Source organism: Gammaproteobacteria bacterium (genome assembly GCA_036381015.1).
Lineage (GTDB): Bacteria > Pseudomonadota > Gammaproteobacteria > Steroidobacterales > Rariloculaceae > ZC4RG20.
The window spans coordinates 1-16403 of record DASVDR010000041.1; the positions used below are offsets into that span (position 1 = coordinate 1).

Here is a 16403-nt window from a genome sequence, read left to right on the forward strand (position 1 = left end):
CAGCGCGGAAGGGCCGAAAGCCGTCGGCCTCGTCCTTCGACGCGTACAGCACGAGCCGATGATCGCCGACGCGGATGCTGAAGTCGGCGCTCGCGTGGATACCGCCGTTGCCGTCGAAGCCGACGCCGACGTTTCCCGCAGGCTCCTCGCGGAAGGGCTTCGTCACGACGTTGACGACGCCCGCGACCGACTGCGTGCCGTAGAAGATGCCTTGGCCGCCGTACAGCACCTCGATTCGCTCCACGAGGTGCGCGGGCACGGTGTCGAGGGGCGCGGTCGTGTTGTAGAGACGATTGTTGATGCGCACGCCGTCGATCAGCCAGAGGATGTCCTGGCACCGGGAGCCGTGCAGCGAGCAGTCCATGTAATCGAACGCGCCGTTCTTCGGCGCCAGATAGAGCCCCGGCACCTGCATCTGCAAGGTCTGGCCGATGTCGTCGAAGCCGCCGAGCTCGAGCTGGTCGGCGGTGATGATCTCCACGCGGTTCCCGAACTGCTCGAGATCGAGCGGAATGCTCTCCTCGAGGCGCCGGCCGACGACGATGACCTCCTCCTGCGCGTCCGGCGCCGGCGGTTGCGCCGGGGCGGGCGCCGCGACGAGCGCGGCGAGGAGGAGGGCGGCGGAGCCCGCGCACAGGGCCGGGAGAGCGCGCAAGATCGGAAAAGACAGCGGGGACATGCAACCCCCGAACGTGAAGGACCGATGCGTTCCAGAGTAGGAGCGGGCCGCCCGGAACCGAAAGTTATCTACGGTTCATTAACGGTTAAATATGCTCGGTAACCTATCCGGCGTCCTCCGCCCGGCGGCTTGCATATACTGATCCTCTCTCGGTCGAGCCCCGAGCGATGGAATCTCTGATTCTGCCCTGGCGCATACTCGCTTACATCGGCATCGCCGCCGCGATCCACGCGGTCGTGCTCGTGATCCGGCACCTAGCGGGGCATTTCCTGCGCAACACGGACGCGCGGCGGTACCGGAAGCTCCGATCGCTTGCCACCGTGCTGATGAGCGCCACCTTCTTCGCGCTTTACTTCCTTCTTTTCGGGCTGATCCTGAGCGAGTTCGGCATCTCGCTCACCGCCTATCTGACCAGCGCAACGGTCATCGGCCTTGCCGTCGGCTTCGGATCCCAAGGCATCGTGCAGGACGTGATCACCGGGTTGACGCTGATCTTCTCCGATTTGATCGACGTCGGCGATCTCGTCGAGATTTCCGGCCAAACCGGCGTCGTCCGCAGCATCACGATGCGCTTCGTCGAGCTCGAGAACCCGCTCGGCGCGACGGTATTCATCCCGAACCGCACGATCGGCAACGTGATCAACTATCCCCGCGGCTACGTGCGGTGCCTCGTCGACGTCACGTTGCTCGGCGACGCGCCCGCGAAGGCGAGAATGCACGATGCCGCCGCGCGTCGAACGTATGCGTTCCACGAGCAGTTCCCGGGGATTCTGTTGACGCCCCCGTCCGTGGAAGGCAGGCAGCGGGTGTCGTCCGGCAAGGAGTACCTCCGTCTCAAGTTCAGGATCTGGCCGAATCGGGGCGGGCCGATCGAGACCGTCTTCGTGCCGGAGCTGCTCGCCGCGTTGAAGCGCGAGAACGAGGAGTACCAGAGCTGGATGATCGCCGTGTCGTACGAGGCCGAGGCTCGGGCTGCGCGGCCGGCCGCGTCGCTGCTCTGGCCGATCAGGGCGCGGAAGGCGAAACGGTCGCCGGGAGCGCCGACGGCGGTCGACCCCGGCGTGCCGCGCTAGTCCGTTTCGGCCCGAATGCCGACGGCCGGCGGCGACGTTGCGGTCACCCGGCCTCTGAGCATCACGGGCGTGTTGAACGCGCAAGCGACGTACCCCGCGCGGTCGACGGCGATCGCTCCGCCTTGGCCGCCGAGCGCGGCCACGCGGCTGCGGATCACTCGGTCGACGGCGGCGGCGAGATCCAGTCCCCCGTACTCGACGAGCGCGGCGACATCCCGCGCGGCGGTCGCCCGAATGAAGTATTCGCCGTGCCCGGTGCAGGACACCGCGCACGAGGCGTTGCTCGCATACGTGCCCGCGCCGATGATCGACGAGTCGCCGACGCGTCCCGGGGCCTTGTTCGTCAAGCCGCCGGTCGACGTCGCGGCGGCGAGGTTGCCGTCGACGTCACGCGCGACGGCTCCGACCGTGCCGGCATCGGGCGGCGGCGGGCTTCGCTCGATGTCCCCGGGCGGCCCGGTGACGGCCGCGCGTTGCGCGTCATGCAGCGCACGCAGACGCCGCTCCGTGCGGAAATACTCGTCTCCGACTCGCTCGATGCCGTGCCGTGCGGCGAAAGCCGCCGCGCCTTCGCCTTGCAGGAACACGTGCGGTGAACGCTCCATCACGAGCCGCGCCACGAAGACGGGATTCTTGATTCCGCGAAGCACGGCGACGGCGCCGGCCGCGAGGGTGCGACCGTCCATGATCGACGCCTCGAGCTCGTGCTCTCCCCGCTCATTGAAGGCGGCCCCGCGGCCGGCGTTGAAAAGCGGGCAGTCCTCGAGGCGCCGGACCGCGTCCTCGACGGCGTCGAGGGCCGGAGCGCCGGACGCGAGCATCCTTGCGCCGGCCTCGAGAACGGCTGCGAGCTCCGCGCGGATCGCGGCGTCCTGCTCGGCACCGTGCGCTTCCTCGCCGCCGAACCCGGCGCCTCCATGGATCGCGAGCGCCCAGACGGAAGGGGCCGATCGACGTGCGTGCGCCATCCGCCGAGATTAGCAGGCGGAGAGGCGACGGCGGAGACGGGCGAACCCGCAGAAGCGGGCGGCGGTGGAGACCGGTCGAAGATCAGCGACGGCCGAACCAGCCCGGCTTTTGCAGCGCGCTCTCGATCGCCGCGGGATGCGGCGGGGGCGCGGATTCCTGCGGCGCGTCGCGCCGCCCCTCGAGATAGTGCTGGGCAAGCTGCATCGCGAACGTGTCTCCGCTGCTGCGCCGGCGATTGCGCGGCGCTTCGCGGAGGCCGTGCTCCAGAACGACCGTGGCTTCGTGCTCCATGGGAATCTAGACGATCTTGGACAAAGCAGCCGAGCGTCGGCGCCCCCGGACGGATCGCGGAGGGCCGGCGCTCGGCCTCGGGCGACAAAAATAGTTCGCATAGCTAAAAGGTTCTGTGAAGTGCGTCACACTCGGCGGCCGGACGAGGTCGAAGCCCACGCGTCGAGGGCGTGCGGACGGCGGCGCTGCGCGCCCCGGGGCCCACGATGCGGCTCGGCGAGCGTCTTCGGTTCCGACGGCCGCTTGGGGGCCGCGCGGCCGAGGGCGTTCAGTCGCGGCGCGCGACCCGTGGCGTTCAGCCGCGGCGCCCGGCCGCGACCGCGTCGCTCACGGCATCGGCGAGGAAGCGCGGCAGCACAAATGCGGCCTTGTGCACGGCCGGCGTGTAGCAGCGCGTGTCGATCCGCGCACGCTCGAAGCGCTCGACGAGCGTCTCGAGCGGCACGGAGAGCGCGGTGTCGTCGTCGGCCGACCACGCGAGCGCCATCTGGCCGCCGAAGTAGGACGGCACCGTGATCGCGCAACACGCGACGTGCCGGAACGTCGACGCGAGGTTCTGGATCGCGCGCCTGAGCTCGGCCGCTTGAAGGAACGGAACGCCGTTTTGAGTGACGAGGAGCCCGCCGGCCGCGAGCCGTTCTCGGACAGCCGCGTAGAAACGCCGCGACGCGAGCACGGCCCCGGGGCCGATCGGATCCGTGGAGTCGACGAGGACGACGTCGAACTTGCCCGCCTCGCGCTCGACGAAGGCCGCTCCGTCGTCGATCACGAGGCGAAACCGCGGATCGGAGAACACCGGCGAGTTCACGTCCGCGAGATGCTGCCGGGCGAGCTCGACGACCGCGGGATCGATCTCGACCTGGGTGAGCGTACGCACGCTCTCGTGCTTCAGCACCTCCTCCGCGAGCCCGCAGTCGCCGCCGCCGACGATCAGCACGTCCTCGGCCGTCCCGTGGGCGAGAAGCGGCGCGTGGGCCAGCATCTCGTGATACACGAACTCGTCGCGGGTGGTGAGCTGCACGACCCCGTCGAGCAGAAGCACGCGCCCGAAGACGTCGTTGTCGATCAACGCGACTTCTTGGGCTCCCGTCCGCTCGTGAAGGAGAACTTTGCTCGCTTCCAAGGAGAAACGCACGCCGCCGGTCGACGTCTCGGAGAACCAGCGGCCGTCTCTCACGCTTCCTTACCCCGCAGGATCTCGCGCACCGTCATCTTCTTTGCCGCGAAGGCGGTCTCGAGCACGTCGAGGCAGCGCTCCGGCTTCGTTCGCCCGCACATGAAGATGTCGAGCGCCGCGTAATCGCGCTCGGGCCAGGAATGGATCGAGATGTGGCTCTCGGCGAGCACCGCGACCCCGCTGATGCCGCCGTTCGGCTCGAACGGGTGCAGATGCACGTGCAGCAGCGTGGCACCGGCCGCATCGACGCACTCGAGCAGCGTCCGCTCGACGTGCTCCAGATCGTCGAGGCGCTTGGCGCCGTACAGGTCGATGATGAAATGCGACCCGGCGCAGCGGGTGCCGTCCTTCTCGATGAAGAAGTCCGGGGCGGCGTCGTCCGGGCAGGGCGCACGCCCGCATTCAGGCGTGGATTTTTTCAGGTCTTCCTTTTGGGCGGTCGTTGGTGCGTCCAATCCCATCCCCAATTGGAAGAGGGCGGCGTCAGACATGGCGTCCTCCTCCCCAACCAGCAGATGAATCGCGGCAGTCCGAGGGGCCGTTACTATAAAGGCACGATCCGGAGTGTCAACGGGCTGCGGCCGCCGCCCCCGCTCGATCGTTCGTGATCGACGCACGCTTTCGAGAACATCGTAGATACGAGAGTTAAGCGGTTTTCGCTCGAATCGAGAGCGTGCGGTTACGCGTGGAGCGCGGATCGCGGTGCTGGATCAAGGAGCCTCGAGCGGGCGGGTGGCGGCCGAACAGCCCGCTCCGACGTCGTGGGCAAGCGTCTTCGCATCGCAGCAGACTGCTCGGCCGGCCGCTCAAGGTATGTGTGCCTGCTAAATTGTTCCGTGAAGCGGCTCACAGCATGAGTACGAGCTTTCGGCGCGCGCGCCGCGCGATGTCGGTTTCCTGCGCAGCACCGTAGTGAACGAACTGCGCGTCGATGTGTGGGAATCGCCATAGTCGCTTTGAGGGACTCCCTGAATTGCGCGCCTCCGTGACGGTCGTCATAGATCGTAACGTTACGCAACGACTAATCTCGGGCCGACCGCAACTCGCACGACAGCGATTTCGCTGTACTCTTGGCGGCGAAACGACCAAAAGAAAGGGAAAGCGTGCGTGACAAGTTGATGGCCGCATGCAGTCGCCTGTCGCCGCGGCAGCAAGACTATCTCATCAATTTCATCTGGCTTTGCGCGCACGCACCGGAACGCACGGCGAGCCGAATGCAGCGCAGGCTGCTCGATGTGCTCGAAAGCGACCGTCACGACGACGAGCAGATCACCGCCGCGTTGCGGCAAGCCGTGGCGGAGCTGAAGGAGATTCTCAGTAAGGCGAGCGGTGCCCGGGAGCCGTAGGGCTGATCCTCGCCGTCGACCGAGTGACGGCCCGACACGGCCGCGGGAGGAGCGCACGCCGCGTCGCGGTTTCAGCCCTCGCAAAGCATGGCCGCCGCGACGCCGAATATTGGCGGAGGGAGTGGGATTCGAACCCACGGTACGGGTAACCCGTACACTTGATTTCGAGTCAAGCCCGTTCGACCACTCCGGCATCCCTCCGCGGGCGATTGTACCAACTCGAGCAGCGGTCGCGCTTCCCGACGAGATTCGGATCCGTTGCAGGCGCCGATCGGCCCGCGCCGCCGACGCGGCTCGCGGCTGCGATAATCCCCTTGGAACCTCGAACGGAGAGGGGAGAGTGGACCGAAGCATCGCATTGGAGCGGATCGCTCGCATCGCGGGACCCGCGGGCGTCGTCGGCGCCGCCGAAGCCGACGCGTTCCTGCGCGACGAGCGCGGGCTCTACCGCGGCGCCGCCGCGCTGATCGTTCGTCCGAGGACGGTCGATGAGTGCGCGTCGATCCTGCGGGTCTGCCACGAGGCCGGCCTCGGCGTGGTTCCGCAGGGCGGCAACACCGGGTACTGCGGCGGGGCCACTCCGTTCGATGCCGAGCGGCAGATTCTGCTGTCCACGTCGCGCCTCGATCGGATTCGCGAGATCGATCCGGTCGGCTTCACGATCACTGTCGAGGCCGGCGTCGTGCTCGCGAACGCGCGGGCGGCCGCGGCCGAGCACGGGCTGCTGTTCCCGCTCAGCATGGGCTCGGAGGGCTCGTGTCGGATCGGCGGGAATCTGTCGACGAACGCAGGCGGGCTCGCCGTCCTCCGATACGGCACGATGCGCGATCTGGTGCTCGGTCTCGAGGTCGTGCTGCCCGACGGCACCGTGCTCTCGGAGCTCAAGGGCCTGCGCAAGGACAATACGGGCTACGACCTGAAGAGCCTCTTCGTCGGCGCCGAAGGCACGCTCGGGCTGATCACAGCGGCCGTGCTGAAGCTCTTTCCGGCGCCGCGCACCCGGCAGACGGCGTGGCTCGCCGTCCCGAGCCTTGCGGCCGCATGTGCGCTGCTCGGGCGGGCGCGCCGCGCAAGCGGCGACCAGGTCGTCTCCGCGGAGTACGTGTCGCGGCGCTCGCTCGATCTCGTGCTGCACCACGTCGACGGTGCGCGCGATCCGCTCGACGCGCCGCACGAGCACTACCTGCTGCTCGAGCTTGCGTCGGGCGACGATGAATCGGTGCTGCGCGAGAAGCTGGAGCGCATTCTCGCCGGCGGACTGGCCGCCTTCGAGGTCGAGGACGGCGTGCTCGCCGAGTCCGGAGCGCAGCGCAACGCGTTATGGATGCTCCGGGAGCGCGTGCCGGAAGCCGAGCGCCGCGAAGGCGGCTCCGTGAAGCACGATGTCTCGGTGCGGATCACGGACGTGCCGAAATTCCTCGAGCTCGCCGGTCGGGAACTCGGGGCGATCGCGCCGCACCGGCCATCCGTCTACGGCCACCTCGGCGACGGGAACGTGCACTACAACCTGCTGCCGCCTGAGGGCACCTCGCTCGACGCGTTCCGGGCGGGGGGCGCCGCGGACCGGCTGTCCCGCCGCGTGCACGACCTCGCCGCGCGGCTCGGCGGCAGCTTCAGCGCCGAGCACGGGGTCGGCGTCCTGAAAGCGGACGAGCTCGAGCGCTACGCGTCGCCTCAGGCGCTCGCGATGATGCGCGCGGTGAAGGCCGCGATCGATCCGAAAGGCATCATGAATCCGGGCAAGGTGCTTCGCGGTCCCATCTAGTCGGCGTAGCTCGCGACGGGCGGCAGCTGCGAGCCCGTCCCCTCGGGCGGCGCTTCCTCGGCCACGACCGGGATGCGGAGGGTCCCGATGCCTTCGATCGTCGCGACGATCTCCTCGCCCGGGCGCAGGAAGCGCTGCTCGCCCCGCACGGCCGTGCCCATGCCCACGCCGCCGGAGGTGCCGTTGTTGATGACGTCGCCGGGAAACAGCGTGATGATCGACGAGGCGTACTCGATCAGCTCGTACAGCGAGTGGATCATGTCTCCGGCGCGCGCTTCCTGCATCAGCCTGCCGTCCACGGTCAACGTCTGATGCAACCGCTCCATCGGGTCGCCGTAGAATTCTTTCGGCACGATCCACGGCCCCTGCGGTGCGAACGTGTCGTGCCCCTTCCCGACGAACCAGTCGAGCTGGAACGGCGCGCCGCCGGGCGGCCGGCCGCCGCGGTCGGAGATGTCGAGCGAGATCATGTAGCCGAAGATGTAGTCCTCGGCCTCGCTCGCGGAGACGTATTTCGCCGGGCGGCCGATCACGGTGCCGAGCTCGACCTCCCAGTCGGTGCGGTCGCGGCCGTACGGGATCACGACCGGGTCTCCCTGGCCGATCACGGCGCCGCGGCTCGGCTTCAGGAACAGGTACGGAACGCCGCGGTTCTCGCGCCGCTGCCGGCGCGCTTCGGCGATCTCCTCCGGTGTCCCGGTCTCGTTGACGTGCGAGTAGAAGTTCACCGCGGCGTTCAGGATCTTCCCGGGGTACATGATCGGCGGCAGCGTGCGCACGTCGGCGACGTCGTGCACGTAGGCCGGGCGGCTCTCGGCCGCGAGGAGATCGTCGGCGACGAGACGGTTCACGATCTCGTACAGCCGCAGCTTCAGGCCGTACTCGTAGCGGCCGATCAGCTCGAGCATGTCCTCGGGCATCGGAATCTTCGGGTACAGCGGGTTCAGCTCGAGCGCGCGGTTCGCCGCATCGAGCTCGACGACGAGGCTGTCCCGCAGCACGAGCCCGACCGTGGGCACGCCGCGAATCTCGAACGTGCCGACCTTGAACGGCTCGGCGCTCGTCGTTGCGAGCTGCGCGGCAAGGGGAACGGGAATCACGAAGGCGAGGAAGACGCCGAGAACGGTGACGAGTCTCATGCTGAACCCCCCTGAGCTCCCAAACGACCGGTCGCCCAGATACTACTCCGGCCGGGCGGAGCCTGTAACGTTGCGGCCTCCGCGCGCGGGCCTCGGGCGGCGCAGGCCGCCGCCGGGGCCGGGCCGCCGGCACATGCACCCGCTGCCGCGATCCGACCCGTTCGGCTGGTCGACGAAGCGCCGTTCTGCTTTCGACGGAGGCCGCGTTCTGCCGCTCGACGGCGGCTATTCCGCCCGCAGCATGCGCATCCCGTTCAGCGTGACGAGCACCGTGGCACCGACGTCCGCGACGACGGCCATCCACAGCGTCGCGATGCCGGGCACCGCGAGCGCGAGGAACGCGAGCTTCAGCCCGAGGCTGAGAGCGATGTTCTCGCGGATCAGCCGTTGCGTCTTGCGGGCGATGCGCACGGCCTGCGGGAGGCGCCCGAGGTCGTCCTGCATCAGCACGACGTCGGCGACCTCCATCGCCTGATGCGACCCGGCGCCGCCCATCGCGATACCGAGGCGCGCGGCGGCGAGCGCCGGGGTATCGTTGATGCCGTCGCCGATCATCGCGACCGCGCCGTGCTCGGCCTCGAGGGCGCGCACCGTCTCGAGCTTCTGCTCGGGCATCAGCTCCGCATGGACCTCGTCGATCTCGGCGAGCTCACCGGCGAGCGACTCCGCCGCGCCTCTCCGGTCGCCCGTCAGCATCACGAGGCGGAAGCCCGAGTCGATCGACTTCAGCTCCCGCAGCGCGCCGGCCGTCGAAGGCCGGAGCGCGTCCTCGACCGCGATGTACCCGCGCACGGCGTCGCCTTCGCCGACGAGCATCAGCGACGCGGTGTGCGCGCCGGTCTCCGCAACGAGCGCGTCGATCTCGGCCGAGCGGCGAAAGAGGGCGGCGCTGCCGACCGTGATCCGCCGCCCGTTCAGGATTCCGGTGACGCCGCGACCGGCATGCGACCTGATCTCCGCGGCGTGCGCATAGCGGTGCTCGAGGCGCCGCTCCTCGGCGGCATGAAGGATCGCGCGCGCGAACGGATGCGCCGAGCCGCGTTCCACCGACGCGGCGAGCGCGACCAGGTCGTCGCAAGGGGCGCAATCCTCGCGATGCGCGCCGGCCTGCCGGCACTCGAGCGATCGCACGTTCGAGACGACCGGGCGCCCGTGGGTCAACGTCCCGGTCTTGTCGAACGCGAAGACGGTCGCGCGCGCGAGCTCGTCGAGTCGGCCGCCGCCGCGGACGAGGACGCCGAGGTTCGCAAGGCGCGTCAGCGCGCTGACGACGGTGACCGGAATGCTGATGATCAGCGCGCACGGGCAGGCGACGATCAGCAAGGCGAGCCCGCGGTAGAGCCAGCCGGGGGCCTCGCCGGCCGGCGCGAGAAACGGCTGCCCGAACGCCACCGGGGGCACGACCGCGACGATGGCCGCGAGCGCGACGACGGCCGGCGTGTACCACTGCGCGAAGCGGTCGACGAAGCGCTCCGCGGGCGAGCGCTGCGCCTGGGCCTGCTCGACGAGGCGCGCGATCCTCGAGATCGTGAAGTCCGCCGCGCCGCGCGTGACCTCGACTTCGAGGGTCCCGTCGCCGTTGATCGTGCCGGCGAACACCTCGTCGCCCGGCGCGCCGCGTTCGGGAACGGACTCTCCCGTGATAGGCGAGCGATCGATCGCGGAGACGCCGTGCACGATTCGCCCGTCGGCCGGCACGCGCTCGCCGGGCCTCACGAGCACGCGCTCGCCGGGCCGTAGCGTCGCCACCGGGCGCGTGACGTAGCGCCGCTGCCGCGCGGCCTCCGGCGCGGCGCATCCCGGCTCGTCGCAGCAATCGTCCGCGTGCTCGCCGCGCGCGTCGTCGCGGATCACCACGGCGTCGTCGGGGCGCAGCGCCAGCAGACTGCCGAGCGAAGCGCGCGAGCGGGCGGCGCTGTAGGCTTCGAGCGCTTCGCCGAGCGTGAAGAGCAGCACGACGGTGACGGCTTCGCCGGACGCGCCGATCGCTGCCGCGCCGATCGTCGCCGCCGTCATCAGGAGGTCGATCGTGACCCGCCGCGCGTAGAGCAGCGAGCCGATGCCGCGGCGGGCGATCGGATAGCCGACGATCGCGATGACCGCCCACCGGAGCAGATCGACTGCGCTGCCGGCCGCGCCGACGAGCCCCAGCGGGGCGGTGGCGAGGACCGCGACGCCGAGACCGAGCGCGATCCGCAGGTTCCGCTGCCGCCAGAGGAAAAGAAGAAAGCCGGCCGGACCGGTCGGCTCGCCGGCGGACGGCGCCGGCGGTCCGTCATCGGCGAGGCGGTAACCGAGGGCCTCGACCCGCTCGCGGAGCGCGGACGGCGATACGCAGCCGCTCCCTTCGACGGTCTCGGTCGTGAAATTCACGCGCACCTCGTCGACGCCGTCGACGGCCTTCAGGCCTTGCTCGATCGTCTTCGCGCAGCTTGCGCAGTCCATGCCCTCCACCTTGTAGCGGAACGGCCGGGCGGCTGCGCGTGGCGAACGGGTCGTCGCTGACATTCCAGGCTCTCGCGGACTCGGCGGGAGCCTAGACCTTCAACCCGGGTTGAAGGTCAAGCCGAAGGCGTCGCAGGAGCGCGCTGGCCGGACTCGAGATCGAGGAAGAACTGCGCGAACAGGAAGGCCTTGTCGCCGTCGGCGATGAACAGGAATCCCTCGTCGGTGCGCTCGAGACGCGGCGTCCGGTGCGCGTGGCAATCGGCTTCGACTCGGGCGACCGCGGCCAGCGCGGCTTCGAGCGCAGGCTCGTGCCCCGGAACCAGCACCTTGTAGCCGTCGTCGTCTCGCCACACGTGAATGTGGCGCCCCTGAAGGACCGCGAGCAGCTCGTCGCGCTCGATGCTCGCAAGCGCGCAGCCGGTGCGATCGAGCAGCCGGGCGAGACTCTCCTGCGGCGGCGTCGCGCCGGGCTCGTGGCCGCAGACGCGCCGGATCAGCCGGTCGTACAGATCCCGGGCGGCGCCGTCGCCGGTTCGCACGCGCGCGTTGAGGTCGGACAGGAAGGCCCCCATCTCGTGCCGCAGCACGAGGAGCTCGGTCAGCTGGCGCTCGATCGCGAGGTAACGCTCCTCGGCGAGCTGGACGACCGTCTCGTCGAGCAGCGCCCCGCGCTCGAGCCGGTCGAGGAGCACCTGGATGTCGGCCAGCGAGAACCCCAGGCGCTGGGCGCGCTGGATGAAGAGCAGCGTCTGCGCCGCCGACGGCGAGTACAGGCGATAGCCGGCGGCCGTTCGCGCCGCGGGCCGAAGCAGCCCTTGCTCCTCGTAGTACCGGAGCATCGAGCGCGAGACGCCGGCCAGCTTGGCCAACTCCCCGATCGTCAACTCGGCCATCGTGCTCCCAGCCGGAGAACCGGCCCGTAGTGTCCTTTGTCCTACCCGGGCGGCACAAGGGCGGCCCGACAAAATGGCGTCCGAAAAAATGGTGTCAGACACCTTTTTGGGGAAAAACGTGTCTGACACCGTTTTCTCGGGGGAAAAAGGTGTCTGACACCATTTTTTCGGACACCATTTTGTCGGCGATCGAGGTTTGACCGAAGGCGGCTCGCATCGGATGATTACCGCGACGGAGCTCGGCGACGGACTCGGGCTTCCGGAGCGACCTGGCGACGAAGCCCGTCCGATAAGAGGCGTGCGCCGCGTCTTCTCTAACAAATGGGGTCACCGCGCGGACGAGGGAGGCCGGACGGCAGAGGACGCCCGGCCGGTCGCCCGTTCCCGGTCGGCTCGTTAGCACTTCGAACTACATCATGCAGGGCGTGCTGAAAGCGCGACAGAAACTCGGCAAGTATCGTATCGAGCGGCGCATCTCGAACGGTCCGGTCGCGGCCGTTTATCAAGCGCTCGATACGATTCAAGACATGCGCGTGGCGCTGAAGGTGCCGCACGAGAACGGCATGAGTGACTACTTCCTCGTCGATTTCAAGCGCGAGGCGCGGCTCGCGCCGAAGCTCGAGCATCCGAACATCATGCCGATTCGGGACGCGTCGTACATCGACGGGCATTTCGTGATCTCGATGCCGCTCGGCGAGCTCTCGCTGGCCGATCGCATGCGTCGGCGCATCTCCACCGACACGGCCCTGCACCTGATCGAGCAGGCGCTCGCGGCCGTGGCCCACGCCCACCGCTGCAGCGTCATACATTGTGACATCAAGCCGGATAACTTCATTCTGTTTCCGGATAATCAGCTGAAGCTCACGGATTTCGGATACTCGAAGGTGGCGCAGCACACGTTGAAGGCGTCGGGATCGGGCACCGTCGGCTACATTGCTCCCGAGCAGGCGGTGGGGCGGCCGATGTTCCAGTCCGACGTCTTCTCGCTCGGCCTCGTGATCTACGAGCTGCTTTCCGGGCATCTGGTCGAGTGGCCGTACGACTGGCCGCCGGAGGGCATCAAGCGCGTGCGCGCGAAGCTGAAGCCGAAGCTCGTCGACTGGCTGCGGCGCGCGCTCGAAGTGCGTCCGGAGGACCGCTACAAGAACGCCGTGGTCATGTACTCCGAGTTCAAGCGGCTGCGTAACGGCGCGCTGAAGAAGAAGCGCACCTCGCGCAAGCACAACGACACTTGCGACCCGGCGCTTTGGCAGAAAGTGCTGTTCCAGCAGTTCCAGCGGAAGTACCGCAAGGCGCTCGACACGCGCCACGAGTGCCGCTACTGCTCGGGGCCCGTCTCCGAGCCGATGCTCGCATGCCCCTGGTGCGGCGCCGACAAGCCGCTCGACAAGTTCGTCACGTCGTACCCGGCCACTTGCCCGCGCTGTCACCGCGGCTCGAAGCTCGATTGGCACTACTGCCCGTGGTGCTACGGCGTCGGGTTCGAGGTCGAGACCAACCGCAGATTCTCCGACCGCCGCTACTCGCATCACTGCGAGAACCCGAGCTGCCGCGGGCCGCTGATGCCGTTCATGCGCTACTGCCCGTGGTGCCGCAGCAAGGTGAAGCGCGCATGGATGCTCCCCGGAAGCCGGACGCGTTGCCCGTCCTGCCAATGGGGCGTCGACACGGACTTCTGGCACCATTGCCCGTGGTGCACGAAAGCGCTCGCCCGATGAGCGTGCTCGAAGAGCGCGTCCAGCTGTTCCTGGGCGCGACCGAGCGGGCGGAGGTCGATCGCGAGCTTCCGCAGGGCCTCGTCGCGCTCCGCAGCATCCGCTCGCCGGAGAAGGACACGCCGAACGAGGACGCAGCCGCGATCATTGCGTTGTCCGACGATGCGCTCGTGCTCGCGGTCGCGGACGGCGTCGGCGGCACGCCGGCCGGCAGGGAAGCCTCGAACTTGACCGTATCGACGCTCTCGAGCGTGCTCGGCCGCCGCGCCGACGAGTCCGCGAGCCTGCGTCCTGCGATTCTCGATGCGATCGAGCAGGCCAACCGCTCGGTGATCGATCTCGCGCGCGGCGCCGCGACCACGCTCGTCGTCGCCGAGATCGTCGCCCGCCGGTTGCGCAGCTATCACGTCGGGGACTCGGAGCTGATTGCCGTCGGCCAGCGCGGGCGCGTGAAGCGCCGCGTCGTGCCGCACTCGCCGACCGGCTTCGCCGTGGAGGCCGGCTTGATGGACGAGGACGAAGCCGTGCAGCACGAGCAGCGGCACGTGCTCTTCAACGTGATCGGCGCCGAGGACATGCGCGTCGAGATCGGCGGCTCGGTGAAGCTCGCGCCCCGCGATACCGTGCTGCTCGCGAGCGACGGCTTGCTCGACAACCTCTTCGCCGACGAGATCGTCGACATCATCCGCATCGGGCCGATCGCCGCGGCCGCCGACCGGCTGGTGGAGAAGGCGTTGAGGAGGATGAAGACGAACGGCTCGGGTCAGCCGAGCAAGCCGGATGACCTCACGATCATCCTGTTCCGGCCTTACGTTCCGAAGGCCCAAGTCATGAAGCCGCTGCCGCGTCCGCCCGAGGACGCGGTTCCCCCCTCGGCCTAGGCCGCGTGCCGTCCACGGCCCCGGCCGGCATCGCGCGGAGCGGTTTGCGGCACGAGCCGAGCGGCTCGGCGCGCCTCAGCTCGCCTGGGCCTTCGGAGCGGCGCCGTGCTCGGGCCCGGGCGGGGACTCGATGGTCTGCTCGTACGCGTGCGCGAAGTCGTCGACGAACTGCGCCGGTAGCTCGCCGGGCGGATGGTGCATGACGACGTCGTACAGGTCCTTGTAGAAGTCCCAGTACTTCAGCTTGTTCGCGGCGCTCATCAGGCGTCCGGGCTTGCCGCGCACGAACTTCTGCTCGAGCTCCTCGGGCGCGAGCCGCGCGACGAACACCTCGAGAGACTCGTGCAGCGCCTTCAGCAGCCGCTGCTGGTGCCGCTTCTCGTCCGCGAACACGTTGCGGATCGCATCGACGGGCGCCACGTACTCGTCCGAGTCGAGCAGCAGCAGGTTCAGCAGCATCTCCTCGACGCCCTCGGAAAACTTCAACGGATTGTCGTCCTGCGGCTCGGTCGGCGTCGTCGGCAGCTTCAGCATGCGCTTCTGCTCGGCGCGCACCTCGAGGCTCTCGGCGATGCCGACGACCATCTCGCGAAGGAGCCGTCCGGCGCGCCGGAGGATCGCGTCGGCCTGCTGGGCGTCGACGGGCAGCGGCTCGAGGCCGGCGCCGACGAAGAACGGCTCGAGCGTCTTTACCGCGCGGGCTGCATCCACCGACGCGACCGCGGCGCCGGGCTTGCCCGCGGCGGCCGGGCGCGGCGGAGCGGAACGGCTCGACGCCGTGGCCGGCCGGGGCGAAAGCGGCGCAGACGACGGCCCGGACGACGCGCCCGATCCGTTCGTGATGCGCGCCGGTATTCGCCCGGTGAACGTCGCCGTCGGCGGCTGCTGCGGCGCGGCGGGGCGTGCGGAGGCGGCAGGCGCGGAGCGCGTGCGAGCCGTCGCGGCCGTCGACATCCGCGCGGGGGCGGCGGGCGCCGCTGGCCCGTTCGGGGCGACCGCGGCCGGCCGCCGGGCCGGGCGGCCGGCTTCGCCGGCGGCCGCAGAACGCGGCCTCGGCATCGCGATCTTCGCGCTCTGCCCCGGGTCGATCGTCTTCGCGGCCGCGCGCGGCGGCACGCGGTGGAGCCCGGTCGCGGACGTCGCCGAACCGCTCGCGGTCGCTTCGGCGCGCTTGACCGAAGCGCGGACGGTATCGGCGGGCTCGGCAGCCGACGCCGCCCCGGCCTTGGCCGGCGCGGAGGCGGGTGCGGCCGGGCGAGGTGCCTTCCGCTGGATGTGCGGCCTCGTTCGCGTCATGTCGTCGCCCTCGCTCGGCTCGAGCTCGAGCTCGAAGCCCGCATTCCGCGAAGGCGGCGTCAGCGACTCGATCTCCTCGTCGGACAGAAACATCTCCATGCCGACGCCGGTGATCTCGTATGCATCCACGAGGTCTTCGCCGACCGGCTCCGGGGCTTCTACGCGTTGCGCGAGATCGACGGGATCGATGTGCCTCTCGTCGAGCGGCTCCGACTCGTCCTCGACCTCGACGCGGATCTCGTATTCCCCGAGCCTGATGCGGTCGCCGTTGAAGAGGCGCTGCGGCTTGCCGCGACCGACGGGTTGATCGGCGCCGTTCACGTACACGCCGTTCGTCGACGTGTCGACGATGTAGTAGCTGCCCGAGCGGAAGTCGATGCTCGCATGGCGGCTCGACACGTAGCGCTGCCCGTCCGGCAGCACCCAGTCGCAGTCGAGCGAGCGCCCGATAGTGCCGCCTTTACGGCCGAATTCCTTGACGCTGCGCGGACCGAGCTTCTGGGCGTTGCGGCCGACGACCCTGAGACGGAGGGCCATTCAGCGCGACCTCGTGCGATACGGGGCGATCATGCCGGGAGGCTTCCTTATGTCAGACGAATGACGGCTCGCGCGAGTATAACGGCGGCGCCGAACGCGCCGCGTCGCGCGATGCTCGTACTGTGACGAGCTTCTCAGGCATGCCCGAGCGAGCCGTGCGCCGAGCGCGCGGGCGGGAGAGCGAGCGGCCGGAG

14 protein-coding genes and 1 tRNA gene are annotated in these 16403 nt (G+C 69.3%); 5 read left to right on the plus strand and 10 right to left on the minus strand.

Annotation, left to right across the window (positions count from 1 at the left end):
* Positions 1-679 (minus strand): TonB-dependent receptor plug domain-containing protein (locus tag VF329_13755; GenBank protein ID HEX7082069.1); only part of this gene is annotated, 679 nt, incomplete at its 3' end.
* 167 nt (positions 680-846) lie between these two features.
* Here VF329_13755 and VF329_13760 point away from each other — a divergent pair.
* Positions 847-1752: a mechanosensitive ion channel domain-containing protein gene (locus VF329_13760; GenBank protein ID HEX7082070.1), complete on the plus strand. Its 906-nt coding sequence runs from the start codon at positions 847-849 to the stop codon at positions 1750-1752.
* Here the strand turns inward: VF329_13760 and VF329_13765 are convergent.
* The 4 genes from VF329_13765 to speD all read right to left on the minus strand — a co-directional run bounded on the left by VF329_13765 (position 1749) and on the right by speD (position 4680).
* Positions 1749-2720 (minus strand): isoaspartyl peptidase/L-asparaginase, encoded by a 972-nt coding sequence (locus VF329_13765; protein ID HEX7082071.1) that lies wholly within the window; start codon positions 2718-2720, stop codon positions 1749-1751. The two genes, VF329_13760 and VF329_13765, sit on opposite strands and share 4 nt — an antisense overlap.
* 82 nt (positions 2721-2802) lie before the next feature.
* Positions 2803-3012: a hypothetical protein gene (locus VF329_13770; protein HEX7082072.1), complete on the minus strand. Its 210-nt coding sequence runs from the start codon at positions 3010-3012 to the stop codon at positions 2803-2805.
* A gap of 295 nt (positions 3013-3307) precedes the next feature.
* Positions 3308-4189, minus strand: coding sequence for a polyamine aminopropyltransferase (gene speE / locus VF329_13775; GenBank protein ID HEX7082073.1), 882 nt, complete (start codon positions 4187-4189; stop codon positions 3308-3310).
* A complete protein-coding gene (speD, locus tag VF329_13780) occupies positions 4186-4680 on the minus strand; it encodes an adenosylmethionine decarboxylase (GenBank protein HEX7082074.1) in 495 nt (164 codons plus the stop codon). The genes speE and speD overlap by 4 nt, the downstream gene beginning before the upstream one ends.
* A gap of 612 nt (positions 4681-5292) precedes the next feature.
* Here speD and VF329_13785 point away from each other — a divergent pair.
* On the plus strand, positions 5293-5535 hold the full coding sequence (locus VF329_13785) for a hypothetical protein (protein ID HEX7082075.1): 243 nt from the start codon (positions 5293-5295) through the stop codon (positions 5533-5535).
* A gap of 110 nt (positions 5536-5645) precedes the next feature.
* Here VF329_13785 and VF329_13790 read toward each other — a convergent pair.
* Positions 5646-5736: transfer RNA gene (locus tag VF329_13790), tRNA-Ser, on the minus strand.
* 139 nt (positions 5737-5875) lie between these two features.
* On the opposite strand from VF329_13790, the gene VF329_13795 reads away from it, so the two are divergent.
* Positions 5876-7300 (plus strand): FAD-binding oxidoreductase, encoded by a 1425-nt coding sequence (locus VF329_13795; GenBank protein HEX7082076.1) that lies wholly within the window; start codon positions 5876-5878, stop codon positions 7298-7300.
* On the opposite strand, the gene VF329_13800 is transcribed toward VF329_13795, so the two are convergent.
* The 3 genes from VF329_13800 to VF329_13810 form a co-directional block, all read right to left on the minus strand.
* Positions 7297-8439: a fumarylacetoacetate hydrolase family protein gene (locus VF329_13800; protein HEX7082077.1), complete on the minus strand. Its 1143-nt coding sequence runs from the start codon at positions 8437-8439 to the stop codon at positions 7297-7299. The two genes, VF329_13795 and VF329_13800, sit on opposite strands and share 4 nt — an antisense overlap.
* Positions 8440-8664: 225 nt before the next feature.
* Entirely contained in the window at positions 8665-10947 is a 2283-nt protein-coding gene (locus VF329_13805) for a cation-translocating P-type ATPase (protein HEX7082078.1), read from the minus strand.
* 53 nt (positions 10948-11000) lie between these two features.
* On the minus strand, positions 11001-11780 hold the full coding sequence (locus VF329_13810; GenBank protein HEX7082079.1) for a MerR family transcriptional regulator: 780 nt from the start codon (positions 11778-11780) through the stop codon (positions 11001-11003).
* Between the two features lie 416 nt (positions 11781-12196).
* On the opposite strand from VF329_13810, the gene VF329_13815 reads away from it, so the two are divergent.
* Together VF329_13815 and VF329_13820 are read left to right on the plus strand one after the other, a co-directional pair.
* A complete protein-coding gene (locus VF329_13815) occupies positions 12197-13498 on the plus strand; it encodes a serine/threonine-protein kinase (protein ID HEX7082080.1) in 1302 nt (433 codons plus the stop codon).
* Positions 13495-14376, plus strand: a complete 882-nt coding sequence (locus tag VF329_13820) for a protein phosphatase 2C domain-containing protein (GenBank protein HEX7082081.1) — start codon at positions 13495-13497, stop codon at positions 14374-14376. The genes VF329_13815 and VF329_13820 overlap by 4 nt, the downstream gene beginning before the upstream one ends.
* Positions 14377-14451: 75 nt before the next feature.
* Here the strand turns inward: VF329_13820 and tagH are convergent, their stop codons facing one another.
* Positions 14452-16209, minus strand: a complete 1758-nt coding sequence (gene tagH, locus VF329_13825; GenBank protein HEX7082082.1) for a type VI secretion system-associated FHA domain protein TagH — start codon at positions 16207-16209, stop codon at positions 14452-14454.
* Between the last annotated feature and the right edge of the window lie 194 nt (positions 16210-16403).